19 protein-coding genes are annotated in these 21,105 nt (G+C 71.6%); 5 read left to right on the forward strand and 14 right to left on the reverse strand.

The features are described from left to right. The first annotated feature begins 32 nt into the window (after positions 1–32). The 3 genes from OHT61_RS08480 to OHT61_RS08490 all read left to right on the forward strand — a co-directional run bounded on the left by OHT61_RS08480 (position 33) and on the right by OHT61_RS08490 (position 3,401). Complete coding sequence (locus OHT61_RS08480) at positions 33–761, forward strand: hypothetical protein (protein ID WP_329036468.1); 729 nt, start codon at positions 33–35, stop codon at positions 759–761. A 49-nt stretch (positions 762–810) separates the two neighbouring features. Beyond that, on the forward strand, positions 811–1,626 hold the full coding sequence (locus OHT61_RS08485; protein WP_329036469.1) for a DsbA family protein: 816 nt from the start codon (positions 811–813) through the stop codon (positions 1,624–1,626). Between the two features lie 122 nt (positions 1,627–1,748). After that, positions 1,749–3,401 (forward strand): alkaline phosphatase D family protein, encoded by a 1,653-nt coding sequence (locus tag OHT61_RS08490; protein ID WP_329036470.1) that lies wholly within the window; start codon positions 1,749–1,751, stop codon positions 3,399–3,401. 96 nt (positions 3,402–3,497) lie between these two features. Here the strand turns inward: OHT61_RS08490 and OHT61_RS08495 are convergent, their stop codons facing one another. Continuing rightward, positions 3,498–4,076: a dienelactone hydrolase family protein gene (locus OHT61_RS08495; protein ID WP_329036471.1), complete on the reverse strand. Its 579-nt coding sequence runs from the start codon at positions 4,074–4,076 to the stop codon at positions 3,498–3,500. A 38-nt stretch (positions 4,077–4,114) separates the two neighbouring features. Between OHT61_RS08495 and OHT61_RS08500 the strand changes: the two genes are divergently transcribed. Continuing rightward, on the forward strand, positions 4,115–5,257 hold the full coding sequence (locus OHT61_RS08500; protein WP_329036472.1) for a mechanosensitive ion channel family protein: 1,143 nt from the start codon (positions 4,115–4,117) through the stop codon (positions 5,255–5,257). Positions 5,258–5,262: 5 nt separating this feature from the next. Here the strand turns inward: OHT61_RS08500 and OHT61_RS08505 are convergent, their stop codons facing one another. The 5 genes from OHT61_RS08505 to OHT61_RS08525 form a co-directional block, all read right to left on the reverse strand. Then, a complete protein-coding gene (locus OHT61_RS08505; protein WP_329036473.1) occupies positions 5,263–6,849 on the reverse strand; it encodes a Na+/H+ antiporter in 1,587 nt (528 codons plus the stop codon). Positions 6,850–6,959: 110 nt separating this feature from the next. Next, positions 6,960–7,436 carry a GNAT family N-acetyltransferase gene (locus OHT61_RS08510; protein WP_329036475.1) on the reverse strand — a complete coding sequence of 159 codons (477 nt, stop codon included), beginning with the start codon at positions 7,434–7,436 and terminating at the stop codon, positions 6,960–6,962. After that, positions 7,433–8,374, reverse strand: a complete 942-nt coding sequence (locus OHT61_RS08515) for an RluA family pseudouridine synthase (protein ID WP_329036477.1) — start codon at positions 8,372–8,374, stop codon at positions 7,433–7,435. The genes OHT61_RS08510 and OHT61_RS08515 overlap by 4 nt, the downstream gene beginning before the upstream one ends. 23 nt (positions 8,375–8,397) lie before the next feature. Next, on the reverse strand, positions 8,398–9,030 hold the full coding sequence (gene lspA, locus OHT61_RS08520) for a signal peptidase II (RefSeq protein ID WP_329036479.1): 633 nt from the start codon (positions 9,028–9,030) through the stop codon (positions 8,398–8,400). A gap of 93 nt (positions 9,031–9,123) precedes the next feature. Continuing rightward, positions 9,124–9,978, reverse strand: coding sequence for a TraR/DksA family transcriptional regulator (locus tag OHT61_RS08525; RefSeq protein ID WP_329036481.1), 855 nt, complete (start codon positions 9,976–9,978; stop codon positions 9,124–9,126). 550 nt (positions 9,979–10,528) lie between these two features. On the opposite strand from OHT61_RS08525, the gene ileS reads away from it, so the two are divergent. Next, positions 10,529–13,678, forward strand: coding sequence for an isoleucine--tRNA ligase (gene ileS / locus OHT61_RS08530; RefSeq protein WP_329036483.1), 3,150 nt, complete (start codon positions 10,529–10,531; stop codon positions 13,676–13,678). 208 nt (positions 13,679–13,886) lie between these two features. Here the strand turns inward: ileS and OHT61_RS08535 are convergent, their stop codons facing one another. The 8 genes from OHT61_RS08535 to murG form a co-directional block, all read right to left on the reverse strand. Further along, positions 13,887–15,044: a DivIVA domain-containing protein gene (locus OHT61_RS08535; RefSeq protein WP_329036485.1), complete on the reverse strand. Its 1,158-nt coding sequence runs from the start codon at positions 15,042–15,044 to the stop codon at positions 13,887–13,889. 49 nt (positions 15,045–15,093) lie between these two features. After that, the gene (locus OHT61_RS08540; RefSeq protein WP_329036487.1) at positions 15,094–15,390 is read right to left on the reverse strand and encodes a YggT family protein; all 297 of its coding nucleotides are present in this window, start codon (positions 15,388–15,390) and stop codon (positions 15,094–15,096) included. A 69-nt stretch (positions 15,391–15,459) separates the two neighbouring features. Beyond that, positions 15,460–16,071 (reverse strand): cell division protein SepF, encoded by a 612-nt coding sequence (locus OHT61_RS08545; RefSeq protein WP_329036489.1) that lies wholly within the window; start codon positions 16,069–16,071, stop codon positions 15,460–15,462. Between the two features lie 127 nt (positions 16,072–16,198). After that, positions 16,199–16,918, reverse strand: coding sequence for a YggS family pyridoxal phosphate-dependent enzyme (locus OHT61_RS08550; RefSeq protein ID WP_329036491.1), 720 nt, complete (start codon positions 16,916–16,918; stop codon positions 16,199–16,201). Positions 16,919–16,923: 5 nt separating this feature from the next. Beyond that, positions 16,924–17,676 carry a peptidoglycan editing factor PgeF gene (gene pgeF / locus OHT61_RS08555; RefSeq protein WP_329036493.1) on the reverse strand — a complete coding sequence of 251 codons (753 nt, stop codon included), beginning with the start codon at positions 17,674–17,676 and terminating at the stop codon, positions 16,924–16,926. Continuing rightward, positions 17,673–18,887 carry a cell division protein FtsZ gene (ftsZ, locus tag OHT61_RS08560; RefSeq protein ID WP_329036494.1) on the reverse strand — a complete coding sequence of 405 codons (1,215 nt, stop codon included), beginning with the start codon at positions 18,885–18,887 and terminating at the stop codon, positions 17,673–17,675. The genes pgeF and ftsZ overlap by 4 nt, the downstream gene beginning before the upstream one ends. Positions 18,888–19,163: 276 nt before the next feature. Next, positions 19,164–19,958 carry a cell division protein FtsQ/DivIB gene (locus OHT61_RS08565; RefSeq protein WP_329036496.1) on the reverse strand — a complete coding sequence of 265 codons (795 nt, stop codon included), beginning with the start codon at positions 19,956–19,958 and terminating at the stop codon, positions 19,164–19,166. Between the two features lie 49 nt (positions 19,959–20,007). Then, positions 20,008–21,102 carry an undecaprenyldiphospho-muramoylpentapeptide beta-N-acetylglucosaminyltransferase gene (murG, locus tag OHT61_RS08570; protein ID WP_329036497.1) on the reverse strand — a complete coding sequence of 365 codons (1,095 nt, stop codon included), beginning with the start codon at positions 21,100–21,102 and terminating at the stop codon, positions 20,008–20,010. Positions 21,103–21,105 lie beyond the last annotated feature (3 nt).

Here is a 21,105-nt window from a genome sequence, read left to right on the forward strand (position 1 = left end):
GCTTACAGGAACGCATGGCACACTCTCCGGCGATGGACGTATCAGGGACGCAGATCAGAGCGGTACGCGCGGCGCTGTTCACCGCGCTCGTCGTCACGCTCTCCTCCGCGTCCCACGTGCTGCTCTCCCGGGTCCCCCTGCCGGTGACGGCGGTCGCCCTGCTGGCCGCCGCCGTCTTCGCCGCCGCCTTCGCGCTGGCGGGCCGGGAGCGCGGTTTCGGGGCGATCGCCGGACTGCTGGTCCCTCTGGAGCTGGCGGCCGACACGCTCTTCACCACCGGCCAGCACCTCTGCTACGGCGCCGCGGGCGGCCCGATCGCGGGTCCGCTGCGCTCCGTGGGCGTCGACGTCCTCTGCGGCGGCGAGGCGGGGCCGGGCCCCGACGGGCTCTCCGGTGTCGCCTCCGTCGGGACACCGCTGGCCGGGGTGGCCTCCGCCGGCGCGGTCGGTCACACGGCGCTGCTGGCATCGCCCGGTCCGGCCGTGCCATGGCTGCTGCTGGCCGCGCACGTCTCGGTCGGGCTGCTGGCCGCGGCCTGGCTGCGCCGGGGCGAGTCGGCGCTCGCCGCGCTCCTGCGCTCCGCGGCCGACTTCGCCTTCCGGCCGCTGCTGACCGCCACCGGCGCGACCGGCGCGACGGGCCGGCGCACCCGGCCGGGCCTTCCCCGCGCCGCCCGCCCGCACCCGCTCGCCCCGGCCCGCTTCCTCGTGCACTCCGTGGGCCGAAGGGGTCCTCCGCGCCCGGCCGGCACCGTCGCCTGAGTACGCGGAAAGACCCCCTGAGCCACTTCCACACCCACGGAGCACCCCCATGAGCAACCGCAACAGCCACGCCAACAAGTCCGCCGCCCGTGAGCGGCTGCGCGTGGAGCGCGAGCGCCAGGTCAAGAAGGACAAGACCCGCAAGCAGATCCTCGTCGGCGTCTCCGTCGTCGCCGTGCTGGCGGTCGCCGGCGGCGTCAGCTACGGCGTGATGCAGCTGAACAAGCCCTCCGCGTGGGAGGCGGCCGCCGACGCCAAGAACGTCACCGCGCCGAAGAACACCTCGGGCGCCGACGGCACGACCGTCGTCATCGGCAAGTCCAGTGCCAAGAAGACCCTGGAGCTGTACGAGGACTCGCGCTGCCCGATCTGCGCCACGTTCGAGCAGACGGTCGGCAAGACGGTGACCGACGACGTCGACGCCGGCAAATACAAGATCAAGTACGTCGGTGCGACCTTCATCGACAACTCGGACAGCGGCGAGGGTTCGAAGAACGCCCTGAGCGCGCTGGGCGCGGCGCTCGACGTGAGCCCCGAGGCCTTCCTGGAGTACAAGGCGGCGCTCTACTCCGCGAAGTACCACCCCGAGGAGACCAGCGACAAGTTCGCCAAGGACGGCTACCTCATCGAGGTGGCGGACACGGTGGACGCGCTGAAGGGCAACGCGGCGTTCAAGAAGGCCGTCGAGGACGGCACGTACGACGCCTGGGCGATCAAGATGTCCAAGGCGTTCGACAAGAGCGGCGTCCAGGGCACCCCGACCCTGAAGATGGACGGCAAGACGCTCACCGCGGAGGGCAGCAAGAACGCCCCCATGACGGTGGCCGACTTCGACAAGGCGATCACCGCGGCCCTGAAGGCCTGACGGGAGGACCGGCGCCCGCAGGGGGCGGCGGGAACAATTCCAGGCGTCATCCGGCCAACAGGCGGGCGAACTCATCCGGTTCGCCCGCCTGTTCGCTCTACTCGCCAGTAGGGTCATCGTCCGTGACCAGACACCTCTCAGCAGCACCCAGCCGCCGCACGGTCGTCAAGGCCGCAGCCGCCACCGCCGTCGCCGTTCCCGTCCTCACGGCAGCCACCGTCGCACGGGCCGCCGACGGGCCGGCCTTCCTGCACGGCGTCGCCTCCGGGGACCCTCTGCCCGACGGGATACTCGTGTGGACCCGCGTCACCCCCACCCCCGACGCCGTGCCCGGTTCGGGCATCGGCGCCGACACCGCGGTGGACTGGGAGATCGCGGAGGACAGGGAGTTCTCCCGGATCGCCGCCCGGGGCACGACCGTCGCGCGTTCGGGCTCCGACCACACCGTCAAGGCCGACGTCCGCGGTCTGCGCCCGGCCACGGCCTACTGGTTCAGGTTCTCGGCGGGCGGCGCCGGGCGGACGGTCCTCTCCCCCGTCGGGCGCACCCGTACGGCGCCCGCCAGGGACGCGGCCGTCCCCGGAGTCCGCTTCGGCGTCGTGTCCTGCGCCAACTGGGAGGCGGGCTGGTTCTCGCCGTACCGGCACCTGGCGGCCCGTGCGGACCTGGACGCGGTCCTGCACCTCGGCGACTACATCTACGAGTACGCGTCCGGTAGTTATCCGACCCAGGACACCGTCGTGCGCCCGCACGCCCCGGCGCACGAGATCCTCACCCTGGCCGACTACCGCACGCGGCACGCCACGTACAAGACGGACACCGACCTCCAGTCCCTGCACGCCGCCCATCCGGTGATCGCGATATGGGACGACCACGAGTTCGCCAACGACGCCTGGTCGGGCGGGGCGGAGAACCACACCCCCGCCGCCGAGGGCGCGTGGACCGCCCGGGTGGCCGCGGCGAAGCAGGCGTACTTCGAGTGGATGCCGGTCCGCGCCTCCACCGAGGGGACCGTCTACCGGCGCCTGACCTTCGGCAGCCTGGCCGAGCTGCACCTGCTCGACCTGCGCAGCTTCCGGTCCGAACAGGCGTCGGTCGGCAACGGCGCCGTCGACGACCCGGAGCGCTCGATCACCGGGCGCGCGCAACTGGACTGGCTGAAGGCGGGGCTCGCCGGATCGGACGCCCGGTGGAAGCTGGTCGGCACCTCCGTGATGATCTCCCCGGTCGCCTTCGGCGCCCTCCCGGCCCACCTGCTGGCCCCCCTCGCGGAGCTGCTGGGACTGCCGGCGGAGGGTCTGGCCGTCAACGTCGACCAGTGGGACGGCTATACGGACGACCGCAGGGAACTCATCTCCCACCTGCGGGACAACGGGATCCGCGACACGGTCTTCCTGACCGGCGACATCCACATGGCGTGGGCCAACGACGTCCCCGTGAAGGCGGCGACGTATCCGCTGTCCCCCTCGGCGGCGACCGAGTTCGTCGTGACCTCGGTGACCTCGGACAACCTGGACGACATCCTGCGGGTGGCCCCCCAGACCGTGTCGCTCGTCGCGGCGGCGGCCGTGAAGGCGGCCAACCGCCATGTGAAGTGGGTCGATCTGGACTCGCACGGCTACGGCGTCCTCGACGTGACGGCCGAGCGCTCCCAGATGGACTACTACGCCGTGTCCGACAAGACCGCCGAGGACGCGACCTCGTCGTGGCTCAGGTCCTACCGCACGCTCAGCGGCAGCCAGCGGATCGAGCGGGTGAGCGCCCCCGTGCGCTGACCACCGCACTCCGGCCGGTGCCTCCGCACCCAGGCGGGTACCGCCGCGCTCCGGCGGGGGCCGCGCGCCGAGAGGTGCGCGGCCCCCGCAGCCGGGCTACAGCGTGGCGAGGAAGCCGATCGAGACCTTCCAGGTCAGGTCTGCGGCGGCCTGGTCGAAGTCGGGCAGGTCCGGGTCCGTGTAGAGGTGTCCAGCCCCGGGGTAGCGGTAGACCTCGACGTCGGCCCCGGTCCGCTGCATCTGGAGGTACCAGCTGTTCAGCCAGTCCGGCGACTCGAAGGCGTCGGGGTCGGCGACGTGCAGCTGGACGGGCAGCTCGTCGACCGTGGCGTTCTCCGCGATGTCGGACGTCCCGTGGAGCAGCAGCAGGCCGCGGGCCTTCGCGTCACCGAGCGCGAGGGTCTGCGCCACCGACGCCCCGAACGAGAATCCCGCGTACACGAGGCCCTGGTCGGAGTAGGGCGCGGCGGCCAGCACGGCCCGCCTGAGCAGCTCGTCCTTGCCCACCTGCTCCTTGAAGGCCATTCCCTCCTCGACCGTCCCGAAGGTGTGCCCCTCGAAGAGATCGGGCACGCGCACCTCGTGCCCGGCTGCGCGCAGCCGGTCGGCAGACGCGTGCACGGCCGGCCTCAGACCGTAGGTCGAGTGGAAAAGCATGATGTTCATGCGGTCCATGGTGCCAGGCGTGCCCCCGACTCTTGGAGGACGACGGAATGGAGAACGTACTGCGGCCGCTGCTCGTGGTGGGCGGGTCGCTGGTGATCACCCTGCTGGTGGGCTGGCTGGTGGACCTGCTGCTCCGGCGGGCCGACGACCGGCACCACGAGACGCCCGTCTGGGGCCTGCTGAGGCGCTGCAGGCCACCCCTGCAGCTGGTGCTGTGCACAGCGCTGCTCAGGGCCAGCTACGGCCAGATCCGGCTCGAGACCGTGCGGGAGCACCGGCCGGGGATCAGCCAGGTGCTGACCCTCGTGCTGATCGCGGCGTCGGCCTGGCTGGTCGTCCGCGTCGCCGCCACCGTGGTGCAGTCCTCCTACGCGCGCTATGCGACGGGCACCCGCGACCCCGCCCGCGTCCGCCGGGTCCGTACCCAGGTCACGCTGATCCAGCGCGTGGTGACCGCCGTGGTGGCGACGGTGGCCGTCGCGGCGATGCTGCTCACCTTCCCGGCGATGCGCACCGTCGGCACGTCGATGCTGGCGTCCGCCGGTGTCCTCGGCATCGTCGCCGGTGTCGCCGCCCAGTCGACGCTCGGCAACCTCTTCGCGGGGTTCCAGATCGCCTTCGGCGACATGGTGCGGATCGGCGACACCGTGGTGGTGGACGGCGAGTGGGGCACCGTGGAGGAGATCACCCTGACCTTCCTCGCGGTGCGGACCTGGGACGAACGGCGCATCACCATGCCCGTGTCGTACTTCACGAGCAAGCCGTTCGAGAACTGGTCGCGCGGCGGGGCGCAGATGACCGGCACGGTCTTCCTCCAGCTGGACCACTCCGCCCCGGTCTCCGCGATGCGCGACAAGCTCCGCGACATCCTCGGCGAGTGCGCCGCCTGGGACGGCCGCGACTGGTCCCTGGCCGTGACGGACACCACCCCCTCGACGATCCAGGTGCGGGCCGTGGTCACGGCGAAGGACGCGGACGACATCTGGACGGTGCGCTGCGCCGTGCGGGAACAGCTGATCGGCTGGCTGCGCGACCACCACCCGTACGCGCTCCCCCGGATCGTGACGTCGCCCGCGGCTCTTCCGCCCGGGGACCACTGGCGCGAGCTGACCGGCGCCGAGCCGGTCCGCCCGTCGGCCGACGCCTGGTCGGCGGATCTGGACAAGGCGCCCCGCACCGGGCGCGGCTGACGGCGTCAGCGCAGGCTGCGCACGTCCAGGTACCGCAGCACCCGGTCCACGACCTCCGGGTCCGAGCCGGGCTCGCTGCGGGCCGAGAGCACCTCGTGGCGGGCGGCGGAGAGCAGTTCGCGCTGCACCCGGCCCACGGCCCTGATCCGCTCGGTGCGCCGCGCGTAGGTCTCCCGCCGCTCCTCGTCGATCATGTCGGGGCTGATCCGGGCGCCGATGTCGTACGCGACGCGCTGCAGCCGTTCCAGGACCTCGTCGGGGAAGTCCTCGGCGTCCTCGATCTCCTTGAGGCGCCGCTTGGCCGCCTTCGCCGCCCGGATCGCCAGTTCGCGCTCCAGGGCCTGTTCCGCCGTCGTGTCGGCCTTGACGCCGAGCTTGCGCACGAGCCACGGCAGGGTCAGGCCCTGGAAGACGAGGGTGGCGATGATGACGGCGAAGGCGATGAAGACGATCTCGTCCCGGCCGGGGAACGGCTTCCCGTCGTCCGTCTCCAGCGGGATCGCCAGCGCCAGGGCCACCGAGGCCACGCCGCGCATCCCGGCCCACCACATGACGACGGTCTCGCGCCAGCTGGTGGGGATCTCCTCGCTGTAGTCGCGGCGGTTGTGCAGCCGCTTGGCGAGCCAGGTCGCCGGGAGCAGCCACAGGAGGCGTACGCCGATGACGACGGCGACGACCGCAAGCCCCCAGCCGGCGAACTGCGGTTCGCGGCCGTCGGCGGTGCCGAAGACGCTGTGCAGTTCGAGCCCGATGAGGCCGAAGGCGACGCCGGTCACGAGGGTGTCGACGATCTGCCAGAAGGACCGGCCGGCGAGCCTCCCGAGGACGTCGTCGGCGTCGGCGGTGTGCTCGGCGAGATAGAGCGCCGTGGTGAGGACCGCGAGCACACCGGAGCCCATCAGCTCCTCGGCGAGGACATAGCCGGCGAAGGGCACCAGCAGCGTCAGGCCCACCTGGAGGGTGGCGTCGCCCAGCAGCCCCATCAGCCTGATGGTCAGCCAGCCGAGGACGAGGCCGACCACGACGGCGACGACCGCGGAGAGGACGAGGAGCCCGAACGCCTCGGGGAGCGAGAAGGTCCCGCTGACGGCCGCCGCGATCGCCACGTGGTAGAGGACGATGGCCGTGACGTCGTTGAACAGTCCCTCCCCCTCCAGGATCGAGACGAGCCTGCGCGGCAGGCCGACCGAACCGGCCACGGCCGTGGCGGCGACGGGGTCGGGCGGGGCGACGAGCGCGCCCAGGGCCACGGCCGCGGCGATGGGCAGCCCGGGCACGATCGCGTCGGCGACCGCGGCGACGGCCGCCGTCGTGACGAAGACGAGGGCGACGGCCAGCAGGAAGATGGGCCGCCTGTTGGCCGCGAACTGCCGCCAGGACGTGCGCTGGACGGACGCGTAGAGCAGCGGGGGCAGCAGGGCGGGCAGGATGATGTCCGGCGGGATGTCCACGTCGGGGACGAAGCTGACGAAGGCCAGGGCGATCCCGGCGAGCGTCATCAGCACCGGCGCGGGCAGCCGGAGCCGCTCCCCCAGGGGCACCGTGACCACCGCTCCGAGCAGAAGCAGGAGCAGGAGTGCCATCTGGTCCACGTCGCGCCTTCCGCAGGGCCCCGGGCCCCGGGCCCGTCGGTCAGCCGGTCAGGCGCCCAGCCTGTCACGCCGGACCGGTGGACCCGCGGCAGCCCCGGCGGGGCGCGCGGTCAGAGCGGGCGGCGCATCGCCCGGTGCGGCATCCCCGCGTCGTCGAACTCGGGGCCGTACGCGCGGTAGCCGAGCCGCTCGTAGAAACCGAGGGCGTGCGTCTGGGCGTGCAGGTCCACGGAGGCCAGGCCCAGCGCGCGGGCCTCCTCCTCGATGGCGCGGACGAGCGCCGCTCCGACCCCGAGGCCGCGGGCGGCGCGGGTCACCGCGAGCCGGCCGAGCGCCCCGGCCGTGGGGTCGCCGCCGGTGCGGCCGGCCGCGGCCTCGCCGTGCAGCAGCCGTCCCGTGCCGAGGGCGGAACCGTCGGCGGCGACGGCGAGGACGTGCACCGCCGTGGCGTCGTGGGCGTCGTACTCGATGTCCTCGGGCACGTGCTGCTCAGCGACGAAGACTTCCTTGCGCACCTGGAAACAGGCCGCGAGGTCGCTCTCCTCCAGTGCCCTGCGGGTGGTGTACGCGACGGGATCCGAGCTCATTCGCTCTCCGCCGCGATGGTGTCGAGGGCCTGGCGCAGGTCGTCCGGATAGCTGCTGGAGAACTCGACCCAGCTGCCGTCGGCGGGGTGCTCGAAGCCGAGCCGGACCGCGTGCAGCCACTGCCGGGTGAGGCCCAGGCGCTTGGCAAGCGTGGGGTCGGCGCCGTAGGTCAGGTCGCCGACGCAGGGGTGCCGGTGCGCCGACATGTGCACCCGGATCTGGTGGGTGCGCCCGGTCTCCAGCTTGATGTCGAGCAGGCTCGCCGCGCGGTAGGCCTCGATGAGGTCGTAGTGGGTCACGGAGGGCTTGCCCTCGGCGGTGACGGCCCACTTGTAGTCGTGCTGCGGGTGACGGCCGATGGGGGCGTCGATCGTGCCGCTCATCGGGTCGGGGTGTCCCTGGACGAGCGCGTGGTACTTCTTCTCGACGACGCGGTCGCGGAACTGCGCCTTGAGCAGGGTGTACGCCCGCTCGGACTTGGCGACGACCATCAGCCCCGAGGTGCCGACGTCCAGCCGGTGCACGATGCCCTGGCGCTCGGCGGCGCCCGACGTCGAGATCCGGTAGCCGGCCGCCGCGAGGCCGCCGATGACCGTGGTGCCGGTCCAGCCGGGGCTGGGGTGCGCGGCGACGCCGACGGGCTTCATGATGACGACGATGTCGTCGTCGTCGTGGACGATCTCCATGCCCTCGACGGGCTCGGCCACGATCTGGACCGGGGCCGCCGCCTGAGGCATCTCGACCTCCATCCAGGCGCCCCCGTGCACGCGCTCGGACTTCCCGGCCACCGCACCGTCCACCTGCACCTTCCCGGCGGCGGCCAGCTCTGCGGCCTTCGTGCGGGAGAAACCGAACATACGGGAGATGGCGGCGTCGACGCGCTCGCCCTCCAGACCGTCGGGTACGGGCAGGGTGCGGACCTCGGGATACGTACTCACCTGTCGAGTATGCCTTGCGCCCGCTAGTCCTTGTGCACGGTGCCGTCGGGGTCGAGGCCCCTGAAGGAGAGGATCACGATGAGGATGCCACCGCACACGATCGCGGAGTCCGCGAGGTTGAAGACCGCGAAGTGGGCGGGGGCGATGAAGTCGACCACAGCGCCCTTGAAGACCCCCGGCGCACGGAAGATGCGGTCGGTGAGGTTGCCGAGCGCCCCGCCGAGCAGCAGGCCCAGCGCGATCGCCCAGGGCAGGCTGTACAGCTTGCGGGCCAGCCGGATGATGACGACGATCACGACGGCGGCGATGACCGTGAAGATCACGGTGAATGCCTCGCCGATGCCGAAGGCGGCGCCCGCGTTGCGGATCGCGTCGAACTTGAGCCAGTCGCCGAAGATCTCGACGGGCTCCTCGTGCTCGAGCTTCGCGACCACGATCATCTTGCTGATCAGGTCCAGCAGGTAGGCGAGGACCGCCACCCCGAGGAGCGCCAGGATCTTCTTCCTGCCGCGCCCGCCGGCCGTGCCTTCGCTCCCGGCCGCGGCCGGGTCCTCGGTGGGCTTGTGGGGCTTGTGGGGCTTGTGGGGCTCAGCCCCGTCGGCCCCTTCGGCATCGGGGATGTCCGGCGTACCGATGATGCGCTCCGCCTCTGCCACGTGAGTCCCTCAACCTAGGTGCCTGACTGAGGACGAGGGTACGACACACCCGGGCCGTCCGGGGCCTCAGGCCCCGGACGCCGGGCGTCCGGGTCACTGGCCGCGCCGCTCCTGCTTCTGCTTGTCCTCGACGCAGAGCGTGGCCCGGGGGAACGCCTGCATCCGGGCCTTCCCGATGGGGTTGCCGCAGACCTCGCAGAGGCCGTACGTCCCGGCGTCCAGCCGGGCGAGGGCGCGCTCCGTCTGGTCGAGGGTCTCCTGGGCGTGGGCGGCCAGGGACAGTTCGTGCTCCCGGGTGATGTTCTTGGTACCGGTGTCGGCGTCGTCGTCGCCGGCCCCGTCCCCGGAGTCGCGCATCAGGCCCGCCAGGGCCGCTCCCGAGGCCTCCAGTTCGCTGCGCAGCCGCGCGGCCTCGCCGGTCAGCTCCGACCGGGCCGCCTCGACCTCCTCCGGCGTCCAGGGGTCCTCCCCGGGCCGCACCGCGAGTTCCCCGGGAGCCGTCGCGGCGGCGCGTGCCGGGGGCACCGCCGTCGCGGCGCCCTTTCCGACAGCCGTGGTCCGGCCGGCGCTCTTCTTGGCTACCACCGTGTGGGCTCCTGTCTGCTCTGCGGCATGCGCCGCCCCCGTTGCCTTCTCCGAAGCCTTTTCGGCTGCGCTTTTCCTGGCCGTGCTCTTCTTCGCCGTGCTCTTCTTCGCGGTGCTCTTCTTCGCCGGCCCGTGGTGCGCCGCTTCCCCGCCCGGCTCGCCGGACGGACGTTCCGCGGCCTTCTTCGCCGTCCTCCCGACCGCCTTCCCGGCCGTCTTCTTCGCCGGCTTCCTCGCCGGCTTGTCCCGGTCCGCCTCGGGGGCGGTCCTCTCGCCGCTGCCCCCCGGGCCGCTCTCCCCGGCAGCCGCGGCCGTGGATGTCTCGGACGCCGATCTCGATCCGGCGGTCTTCTTCGCCACCATGGCCGCGGCCCCTTCACATAGTGTGATCTTGCACGCGAATCGTGCTGGGACGATAAATCGACCCCAGCTCCGCGGCAACGGGGCACGCCGCCGGTTCGCCCCTCCCCGCGTCCGGGCGGTGACGCACCTCCAAGCGTTGTGCCCAGCTCCCCGCGGGGTAATCCGCCCGGGCCCGCCCTCCCGCGACCGCTTCCGGGCTTCCGCCGTGCCGCCTGGCCATTCGGGTTACGCCCCGCCCCGCGCGTAAACCGGTCGGCCGTCGCCCGTACGGGCCCGTACACTGGCCGCAGCGAGAGGCATGGACGGGACGAGTAGCGTCGTACGCAGCCGGCAGCGACCCGGGGACGGTGGAAGCCCGGGGGCGAGCGCGTCGTGAAGATCACCCCGGAGCCGCCGGAAGAACGCCGCGAGGCAAGTAGAACCGGCATCGCACCCCAATGAGGGGGCCACGGGCGCACGCCCGGGGCCAAGGAGGGTGGTACCGCGGGAGCTGATCCGGCTCTCGTCCCTCCGACGGAAGTGGAAGACGTCCGCCGGAGGAAGCCCGCACATGACATCGCCGCAGTACCGCCAGGTACCCGCCCAGGTCGACCTGCCCGCCCTCGAGCACGCCGTGCTCGACTTCTGGCGCGACGGCAAGGTCTTCGCCAAGAGCCTCGAACGGTCCGAGGGCCGCCCCGAGTGGGTCTTCTACGAGGGCCCGCCGACCGCCAACGGCATGCCCGGCGCCCACCACATCGAGGCCCGCGTCTTCAAGGACGTCTTCCCGCGCTTCCGCACCATGCAGGGCTACCACGTCGGCCGGAAGGCCGGCTGGGACTGCCACGGCCTCCCGGTCGAGCTCGCGGTGGAGAAGGAGCTGGGCTTCAACGGCAAGAAGGACATCGAGGCGTACGGCATCGCCGAGTTCAACGCCAGGTGCCGCGAGTCCGTGACGCGCCACACCGACGCCTTCGCCGAGCTCACGACCCGCATGGGCTACTGGGTCGACCTGGACGACGCGTACCGCACCATGGACCCGGAGTACGTCGACTCCGTGTGGTGGTCGCTGAAGGAGATCTTCAACAAGGACCTGCTGGTCCAGGACCACCGCGTCGCCCCCTGGTGCCCCCGCTGCGGCACCGGCCTCTCCGACCACGAGCTCGCCCAGGGCTACGAGACGGTCGTCGACCCCTCGGTCTTCGTGCGCTTCCCGCTGACGAGCGGACCGCTGGCCGGCGAGGCCGCGCTGCTGGTCTGGACGACGACCCCGTGGACCCTGGTATCCAACACCGCCGTCGCCGCGCACCCGGACGTCACCTACGTCGTCGCGACGGACGGCGCGGAGAAGCTGGTCGTCGCCCAGCCGCTGGTCGAGAAGGCGCTGGGCGAGGGCTGGGAGCTCACCGGGCAGACGTTCACCGGCCGGGAGATGGAGCGCTGGACCTACGAGCGCCCGTTCGAGCTGGTGGAGTTCCCGGCCGAGGCGCACTTCGTCGTCAACGCCGAGTACGTGACGACCGAGGACGGTACGGGTCTGGTCCACCAGTCCCCCGCGTTCGGCGCCGACGACCTCGTCGTCTGCCGCTCGTACGGCCTGCCGGTCGTGAACCCGGTCCGCCCCGACGGCACGTTCGAGGAGGATGTCCCGCTGGTCGGCGGCGTCTTCTTCAAGAAGGCCGACGAGGCGCTCACCGAGGACCTGGCGGCGCGCGGCAAGCTCTTCCGCCACGTCCCGTACGAGCACAGCTACCCGCACTGCTGGCGCTGCCACACGGCCCTGCTCTACTACGCGCAGCCGTCCTGGTACATCCGCACGACCGCGGTCAAGGACCGGCTGCTCCAGGAGAACGAGAAGACCAACTGGTACCCGGACTCCGTCAAGAACGGCCGCTTCGGCGACTGGCTGGACAACAACGTCGACTGGGCGCTGTCGCGCAACCGCTACTGGGGCACGCCGCTGCCGATCTGGCGCTGCGAGGACGACCACCTCACCTGCGTGGGCTCGCGCGCGGAGCTCACCGAGCTGACCGGCACGGACCAGTCGGACCTGGACCCGCACCGCCCGTTCATCGACGAGGTCACGTTCACGTGCACGCACGCGGACTGCCAGTTGGAGGCGTACCGCGTCCCCGAGGTCATCGACGCCTGGTACGACTCGGGTTCGATGCCGTTCGCGCAGTGGGGATACCCGTACAAGAACAAGGAGGTCTTCGAGAGCCGTTACCCGGCGCAGTTCATCTCGGAGGCCATCGACCAGACGCGCGGCTGGTTCTACACGCTGATGGCGGTCGGCACCCTCGTCTTCGACAAGTCGAGTTACGAGAACGTCGTCTGCCTGGGCCACATCCTCGCCGAGGACGGCCGCAAGATGTCCAAGCACCTGGGCAACATCCTCCAGCCGATCCCGCTCATGGACCAGCACGGCGCCGACGCCGTCCGCTGGTTCATGGCGGCCGGCGGCTCCCCCTGGGCCGCGCGCCGGGTGGGCCACGGCACCATCCAGGAGGTCGTCCGCAAGACGCTCCTGACCTACTGGAACACCGTGGCCTTCCAGGCCCTGTACGCCCGTACGTCGAAGTGGGCGCCCTCGGCGGCCGACCCGGCGCCCGCCGACCGCAGCGTCCTGGACCGCTGGCTGCTGAGCGAGCTCGGCACCCTGGTCGACGAGGTCACCAAGGCACTGGAGGCGTACGACACCCAGCGTGCCGGCAAGCTGCTCTCCGCGTTCGTCGACGACCTGTCCAACTGGTACGTCCGCCGCTCGCGCCGCCGCTTCTGGCAGGGCGACAAGGCGGCCCTGCGGACGCTGCACGAGGTCGTGGAGACGGTCACCAGGCTGATGGCCCCGCTGACCCCGTTCATCACGGAGCGGGTCTGGCAGGACCTGATCGTCCCGGTCGCCCCGGACGCCCCGGAGTCGGTGCACCTGTCGACCTGGCCGAAGGCCGACCCGGCCTCGATCGACCCGGTGCTCTCCTCGCAGATGGCCCTCGTACGCCGCCTGGTGGAGCTGGGCCGGGCCACGCGCGCCGAGTCGGGGGTCAAGACCCGGCAGCCGCTGTCGAGGGCTCTCGTCGCGGCCTCGGGCTTCGACGCCCTCACGCCCGAGCTGCGCGCCCAGATCACCGAGGAGCTGAACGTCTCCTCCCTGGCCTCCCTGTCCGAGGTCGGCGGCTCGCTGGTCGACACCACCGCCAAGGCCAACTTCCGCGCGCTGGGCAAGCGCTTCGGCAAGGGCGTACAGGCCGTGGCCAAGGCCGTCGCGAACGCCGACGCCGCGGCGCTGAGCCTGGCCCTGCGCGAGGGAACGGCCTCGGTCGAGGTGGACGGCGAGCGGGTCGCCCTGGCCCCCGACGAGGTCATCATCACGGAGACCCCGCGCGAGGGCTGGTCGGTGGCCTCCGACTCGGGCGCGACGGTCGCCCTGGACCTGGAGATCACCCCGGAGCTGCGGGCCGCCGGACTGGCCCGTGACGCGATCCGGCTGATCCAGGAGGCCCGCAAGAACAGCGGCCTGGACGTGGCCGACCGCATCGCGGTGCGCTGGACCTCCACGTCCGCCGGGACGGCGGAGGCACTGGCCGCCCACGCGACCCTGATCGCCGACGAGGTGCTGGCCGTGGACTACGCGCAGGGCGAGGCGGACGACACGTACGGCACGCCGTTCGAGGACGAGGGCCTGGGGCTGGTCTTCCGCCTCCGCAAGGCCCAGCACTGACCGCACCTCCCGAAGGGGCCCGGCCGGAGGACATCCGGCCGGGCCCCTTCCCGTTGCCCCGCCACCTCACGCCTCCGCGGCCTTGCGGGGAGGGGGACCGGCTCCGGCGGCTCCGGGCGGCCGCACGGCAAAGGGCCGGGCCCCGGGGAAACCCCGGGGCCCGGCCCTTTGCCTGCCGACGGCTACGCGCTCAGCGAGCGCGTACCGCTCAGTTGTCGTCCTCGTCGATGAGGAACCCGCGCATCGGCGACGGGGCCTGCTGCATCGGCTGCGGCGCCTGCGGCCGCACCGGTGCCATCGGCTGCGTCATCGCGGGCGACATCTGCTGCTGGCCGCCCCCGTACGACGGGCCGCCGCCCATCGACTGCTGGCCGCCGCCCATCTGCTGGCTGCCGTGACCGCCGTGGTTGCCGCCCATGGTGTGTCCCATCGCTCCCGCGCCGGCCGGGGCCAGCGAGGGCGACGGCGGCAGGGAGGCGGCGGCGGGCGTACGCGGCGGAGCCAGCGAGTCGTCGGCCTGGGTCTCCAGCTGGCGCAGCTGGCTCTCCAGGTAGGACTTCAGGCGGGTCCGGTACTCGCGCTCGAAGCCGCGCAGGTCCTCGACCTTGCGCTCCAGCGTCGCGCGGGCGGACTCCAGCGAGCCCATCGCCACGCGGTGCTTCTCCTGCGCGTCCCGCTCCAGGGCGTCCGCCTTGGCACGGGCGTCACGCTCGAGGCCCTCGGCACGGCTGCGCGCCTCGCCGACGATCTTGTTGGCCTCGGAGCGGGCCTCCGCGATCGCCTGGTCCGCGGTCTGCTGGGCGAGGGAGAGGACTCGGGCGGCGCTGTCGCCGCCGGGGCCCTGACCGGGCTGCTGCATCTGCTGCTGCTGCTGCATCTGCTGCATCTGCTGCTGCTGGTGACCGCCCATGGGGCCGCCCATCGGGCCACCCATGGGACCGCCCTGCATCGGGCCGGGGCCGTGCGGGCCCTGCGGACCCGGGCCGTGACCGCCCTGGGGGCCGTGGCCGCTGGGACCGGCAGGCAGCTGCGGAGCTCCACCGGGCAGCTGGGGGGGACCCATCTGCGGGGGCTGCTGCTGCTGTACCGGCGGACCAGATATGGCGGCGGGCACGGGTGCGCCGGGCCGCTCCTGCTGCTCCGGGGGTTTGCGCATCCCCTGCTGCTGCTGGTTCTGCTGGTTCTGCGCGGCCGCGCGCGTGGCGGCGGCCAGCTTGGCGCGCAGGTCCTCGTTCTCACGAAGCAGACGGGTCAGCTCCGACTCGACCTCGTCGAGGAAGGCATCGACCTCGTCCTCGTCATAGCCTTCTCGGAGGCGGACGGTCGTGAACTGCTTGTTCCGCACGTCCTCGGGGGTCAGCGGCATCTCTTCTTCACCTCTACGTAGTCGTCGGCAGTCGGCAAGACCGTATCGTTCACACGCTGCTCGCAACCTTGCCCACGATGCTGAGCAGAATGTAGACGATGATCATCAGAACGAAGAAGGACAGGTCAAGTGCCACGCCCCCGAGACGCAACGGCGGTATGACCCGCCGCAGGAGCTTCAGCGGTGGGTCGGTGACAGTGTAAGTGCCCTCGAGAACGACCACCATCGGCTTGCCTGGCTGCCATGACCTTGCGAACTGGAAGACGTAGTCCATGACCAGCCGGAAGATCAGCACGATGAGGAAACACATCAGCGCGATATAGACCACATCCAGTGCGACGCCCATGTCCCGCGGTTCCCTCTCCCCTGGCTCTCGTAGCCCCGGCCATCCGGCCGGTGTGTGTTGCCTGTGTTCTCAGCTCTGGTTGAAGAACCCGCCCTCTGCGATGCGGGCCTTGTCCTCCGCCGTGACATCGACGTTAGCAGGCGACAACAGGAACACCTTCTGCGTCACTCGTTCAATGCTCCCATGGAGACCGAAGACGAGTCCTGCGGCAAAGTCGACAAGTCGCTTCGCGTCCGTGTCGTCCATCTCCGTGAGATTCATGATCACCGGAGTGCCCTCGCGGAAGTGTTCCCCGATGGTACGGGCCTCGTTGTAGGTCCTGGGGTGCAGCGTGGTGATCCGGTAGGGCTCACGCTCGGACACGACCTTGGGCATGATCACCGGTGCGTTCTTCTCCAGGTTCGGGCGTTCAGGTGTGATGGATGCCACGGGTGCGATTCGGGCGGGTCGTCCGCTTTCCGCCGGGAGCTGAACCGGCTCCCGGGGTGCGGGTGGCTGCACCGCTCGTACCGGTTCGTCCCGTTCCCGCTCCACCTGATGCGCGGGCTGGTGCCGCCGCCGGTCCCGCTCGGGCTCCGGCTCGGGTTCGAATTCGTCGTCGGGGTCGAACCCCGGACCGTCGTACCCATCGTCCTCCACGAGGCCGAGGTAGACCGCCATCTTGCGCATCGCGCCGGCCATGCTCCGAGTCCTCCGCTCTGTGGTGGATCGGCATTCGTGTCACCAAGTGCCCGAGATCCACTCCGGCCTGCCCGCCAGGAGCGGGAATGACCATATTTTCTGCTGTGGTCCGACTTGCTTCGCGACGTTACCCGAGCCGGGGTCGGACTCCGAGCACCGCCGTACCGACGCGTACATGTGTCGCTCCGGCCGCGACGGCGTCCTCGAGGTCCGCACTCATACCGGCGGACACCATGTTCGCAGCCGGATGGTTCCCGCGCAGCCTTGATGAGAATTCCATCAGCCGGTCGAACGCGGCCCGTTGCCGGCCCGCGTACGGCCCGGCCAGCGGGGCCACGGTCATCAGGCCGTCGAGCCTGAGACCTCGCGCGGCCTCCACCGCCGCGGCCAACTCCTCGACCCCGTCCGGCGAGACGCCGCCCCGCTCTCCGCGTGCGCCGCTCCCGGCGTCCAGGGCGACCTGGATCAGGCAGCCGAGTTCGCGCCCGTCCCTCCCGGCGGCCGCCGAGAGCGCGGTGACGAGTCTCACCCGGTCCACCGACTGGACGACGTCGGCGTAACCGGCCACGGAACGGACCTTGTTGGTCTGGAGCTGCCCGACGAAATGCCAGGTGAGGTCCAGGTCCGCACACGCGGCCGCCTTCGGTGCCGCGTCCTGGTCACGGTTCTCGGCGACGTGGCGCACGCCGAGCCCGTGGAGGATGCGCACATCGCTCGCGGGGTACGTCTTGGTGACCACGATGAGGGTCACTTCCTCCCGGGCCCGGCCGGCCGAGGCACAGGCGGAGGCAATACGTTCCTCCACCTGCTCCAGGTTCGCCGCGAGTTGGGCCCTGCGATCCGTCACGTCCATCAGTCCAACCAGACATATCCGGCGAGCCGACCCGTGGTGCGGTCGCGGCGGTACGAGAAGTGGTCCCCGGACTCCAGGGTGCAGAACGGCGAGGCGTGCCGGTCGCCGACGCCGAGTCCGTCGAGCTGGGCGTGGACTCCGGCCGTCACGTCGACCGCGGGTGTTCCCCAGCTGGTCGTGGACCACGCCGCCGGGACGCTCCCGGCGACATCGGCGCGCATCTGCTCCGGCACCTCGTAGCACCGCCCGCAGACGGCCGGTCCGGTGTGCGCCACGATGCGGGCCGGTTCCGCGCCGAGCGCGGTCATCGCCTCCACCACGGCCGGGACGACTCCCGCCACGAGGCCGGGCCGTCCCGCGTGGGCGGCCGCGACCACACCGGCCGCGGCGTCGGCGAGCAGGACGGGCGTGCAGTCGGCGGTGAGCACCGCGAGCGCGAGTCCGCGCCGCTTCGTCACCACCGCGTCCACGGCGGGGATCTCCGGGGCGTCGCCCCAGGGGCCGTCGACGACGGCGACGTCCCGCCCGTGCACCTGGTTCATCCAGACGACACCGGCCGGGTCGAGTCCCAGGGAGCGGGCCGCGCGTTCACGGTTCGTGCGGACAGCGGCGGGGTCGTCACCGACCGCGCCGCCGAGGTTGAGCTCCGCGTACGGAGCGGCGCTCACTCCGCCCCACCTGTCGGTGAAGGCGAAATGGGCGCCGCCCGTCGAGGACTCCGCGGTCTGCACCGCGTCGTGCGGACCTATCACTTCAAGAAGTCCGGTACGTCCAGCTCTTCGGCCTGGCTGTCCTGGTAGGGACGGGCCGTGGGCACGTGCGGCGGGGAGGCCGGCGGGACCGAGCTCTCGTTCGCCACCGGTACCGGCTCGACCGGAGCCTTGGGCTCCTCGCGCGGAGGCACCGACCCCAGGCCGCCCGCCGGACGGGCCGGCTCGGCGGTCCGGGCCGGCGGCGCCGGCTCCTCGCGCTTCCCGGCACCCGCGCCGAGCACGGTCTCCCGGCGGGCCGGCGGCTGTCCGCCGTCGAAGCCCGCCGCGATGACGGTGACGCGCACCTCGTCGCCCAGCGCGTCGTCGATGACCGCGCCGAAGATGATGTTCGCCTCCGGGTGTGCCGCCTCGCTCACCAGCTGGGCGGCCTCGTTGATCTCGAAGAGACCGAGGTCGCTGCCGCCGGAGATGGAGAGCAGGACACCGCGGGCGCCGTCGATGGACGCCTCCAGGAGCGGCGAGGAGATCGCCATCTCCGCCGCGGCCACCGCGCGGTCGTCGCCGCGCGCCGATCCGATGCCCATGAGTGCCGATCCGGCCTCGGACATGACCGACTTGACGTCGGCGAAGTCGAGGTTGATCAGACCCGGGGTCGTGATCAGGTCGGTGATGCCCTGGACGCCCGAGAGCAGCACCTGGTCGGCCGACTTGAAGGCGTCGAGCACGCTGACCTGGCGGTCCGAGATGGACAGCAGCCGGTCGTTGGGGATGACGATGAGGGTGTCGACCTCTTCGCGGAGCTCGGCGATGCCGTCCTCCGCCTGGTTCGCGCGCCGCCGGCCCTCGAAGGTGAACGGGCGCGTGACCACGCCGATCGTCAGGGCGCCCAGCGAGCGGGCGATGTTGGCGACGACGGGTGCGCCGCCGGTGCCGGTGCCGCCGCCTTCTCCGGCGGTGACGAAGACCATGTCGGCCCCCTTGAGGACCTCCTCGATCTCCTCACGGTGGTCCTCTGCCGCCTTACGACCGACGGCCGGGTTCGCCCCGGCGCCGAGGCCGCGGGTGAGTTCACGGCCGACGTCGAGCTTGACGTCGGCGTCGCTCATCAACAGTGCTTGCGCATCGGTGTTGATCGCGATGAACTCGACGCCCTTGAGACCGACCTCGATCATTCGGTTGATGGCATTGACACCACCGCCGCCGACACCGATGACCTTGATGACTGCGAGGTAGTTCTGCGGTGCTGCCACGTCGAAGGCCTCTCGCCTCGAGTTACGTGTCGTCGCTTGGCGGTAGTCCCGCCGCGACGACGGATGCCGATTGGGTCGGTCCGAACGCCGACCCAAACCCTAACGCTGAAGTTTAGGGTTACCAGTGTGTCTGCTTCTTGGACTCTTCCGAACAGGACACTAAGTCGACAAGTGGCGCACGTTCAACGAACACGCCGAACCTCCCGTTTTTCTTTTCACCCTATGTGATCACCCGTAGCGCTGACCAACCAGGGGGCTGGCCAGGCCAAACGTGCGTCAACTCTTGGACGCGGCAGGCGCGGTGGGAGCACTCACGTCGAAGTGCCCCGCTTTGGGGGACGCTTTCATGAGAGCGGTGAGCACCCGCGCCTTGGCGGGCCCCTTCTCACTACTGCCCCACATCACCGTGCGTTCACGGGTCAGTTTGAGGACGGCCGAGTCGTACGAGGTGATCGTGACGGACTCGGTCTCCCCGGCCACCCGTTCCGGGATGTGCCCCGCCACGCGCACCGCCTCCCGCAGGAGCCGGCCGGCGCCGAACCGGCGCAGGCCGGCCGAGTCCCCGGGCGCCAGCTCCAGCAGGGGCACGTGCCGGGGCCTCTCGTCCACGGTGGCGAACCGCACGCCCTTCGCGTCCACTTCGATGAACTTCTCGCCCTTTTCCACCAGTAGGACCGGCTTCCGTTCGGTCACTTTAAGGGCAATTCCGTGCGGCCATGACCGCACGACATCCACCGAGTCGATACGGGGCAGCTTCTGGCGCAAGCGGGCCGCGATGGCGCCCGTGTCGACGGAGACCAGGGGGTCCCCGACCGGGGCCCTCGCGGCGGCCTCCACCTCGGCCCGGGTGAGGACCTCGGTTCCGGTGGTCGTCACCCGCTCCAGGCGCAGCCAGGACGATCCGTAGAGGACCCAGAGGGTGCCCGCCGCGGTCAGCAGTACGCCGGCCGCCGCCAGGATCAGTCGCGTACGGCCTGTCAGCCGGCGCCCCTCGGGGCTGATGTGGGGCGGGCGGGCCGGGGTGTCGGCCCGCTCGGCCTCGCCGCGCTGTGCGGTCGTCGGTCCGGCCACGCTCGCTCCTTCGCCGGGCCCGGGGCGCACACCCCGGGCCCGCACCGCCTCACGCCTGGCGGCGTGAGGCAATCGCCTCGTACACCATGCCGACGAGGAGGTCGTCGGCGTCCCGTCGCCCGAACTCCGCGGCCGCACGGGACATCTCGTACAGCCGGTGCGGGTCCGAGAGCACCGGCAGGACGTTGCCCTGCACCCACTCGGGGCTCAGTGCCGCGTCGTCAACCAGCAGACCGCCGCCGGCGTTGACCACCGGCTGGGCGTTGAGCCGCTGCTCGCCGTTGCCGATCGGCAACGGGACGTAGGCGGCCGGCAGCCCGACGGCGGTGAGTTCGGCGACGGTCATCGCGCCCGCGCGGCAGAGCATCATGTCGGCCGCGGCGTACGCGAGATCCATCCGGTCCACGTACGGTACCGGGATGTAGGGCGGCATACCGGGCATGTTGTCGATGCGCGGCAGTTCGTTCTTCGGGCCGACCACGTGCAGGATCTGGATTCCCGACCGCTGGAGCAGGGGCGCGATGCGCTGGACGACCTCGTTGAGGTGGCGCGCGCCCTGGGACCCCCCGGAGACCAGCAGGGTCGGCAGGTTGGGGTCGAGCCCGAAGGCCGCCCGCGCCTCGGGACGTACCCGGGCCCGGTCCAGGGTGGCGATGGTGCGCCGCAGCGGGATGCCGATGTAGCGGGCGGCGCGCAGCTTGCTGTCAGGGGTGGAGACGGCGACGCCGTGGGCGTAGCGGGAACCGATCTTGTTCGCCAGACCCGGCCTGGCGTTCGCCTCGTGGACGACGATCGGGACACCCGCGCGCTTGGCCGCGAGGTACCCGGGCAGGGCCACGTAGCCGCCGAAGCCGACCACGCAGTCGGCCTTGGTGCGCTCCAGGACCTGCTCGGCCGCCTTGATGGTGCCGCGCAGCCGCCCCGGGACGGTGATCAGTTCGGCCGTGGGCTTGCGCGGCAGCGGGACTGCGGGGATCAGTGCCAGGTCGTACCCCCGCTCGGGTACGAGCCTGGTCTCGAGTCCGCGTTCCGTGCCGAGGGCAGTGATTCCCACGGTCGGGTCCTGCCTGCGCAGGGCGTCTGCGAGGGCAAGCGCGGGCTCGATGTGCCCGGCGGTCCCCCCGCCGGCGAGTACGACATGCACCGA

This window comes from Streptomyces sp. NBC_00178 (assembly GCF_036206005.1).
Lineage (GTDB): Bacteria > Actinomycetota > Actinomycetes > Streptomycetales > Streptomycetaceae > Streptomyces.

What these genes read in the sequence shown, in the direction of transcription:
- ileS (WP_329036483.1), top strand. Translation starts at nt 10,529, where the DNA reads ATGACATCGCCGCAGTACCGCCAGGTACCCGCCCAGGTCGACCTGCCC.
- OHT61_RS08535 (WP_329036485.1), bottom strand. Translation starts at nt 15,044, where the DNA reads ATGCCGCTGACCCCCGAGGACGTGCGGAACAAGCAGTTCACGACCGTC.
- OHT61_RS08510 (WP_329036475.1), bottom strand. Translation starts at nt 7,436, where the DNA reads ATGAGCTCGGATCCCGTCGCGTACACCACCCGCAGGGCACTGGAGGAG.
- OHT61_RS08540 (WP_329036487.1), bottom strand. Translation starts at nt 15,390, where the DNA reads ATGGGCGTCGCACTGGATGTGGTCTATATCGCGCTGATGTGTTTCCTC.
- OHT61_RS08500 (WP_329036472.1), top strand. Translation starts at nt 4,115, where the DNA reads ATGGAGAACGTACTGCGGCCGCTGCTCGTGGTGGGCGGGTCGCTGGTG.
- OHT61_RS08480 (WP_329036468.1), top strand. Translation starts at nt 33, where the DNA reads ATGGACGTATCAGGGACGCAGATCAGAGCGGTACGCGCGGCGCTGTTC.
- OHT61_RS08485 (WP_329036469.1), top strand. Translation starts at nt 811, where the DNA reads ATGAGCAACCGCAACAGCCACGCCAACAAGTCCGCCGCCCGTGAGCGG.
- OHT61_RS08525 (WP_329036481.1), bottom strand. Translation starts at nt 9,978, where the DNA reads ATGGTGGCGAAGAAGACCGCCGGATCGAGATCGGCGTCCGAGACATCC.
- OHT61_RS08545 (WP_329036489.1), bottom strand. Translation starts at nt 16,071, where the DNA reads ATGGCCGGCGCGATGCGCAAGATGGCGGTCTACCTCGGCCTCGTGGAG.
- OHT61_RS08495 (WP_329036471.1), bottom strand. Translation starts at nt 4,076, where the DNA reads ATGGACCGCATGAACATCATGCTTTTCCACTCGACCTACGGTCTGAGG.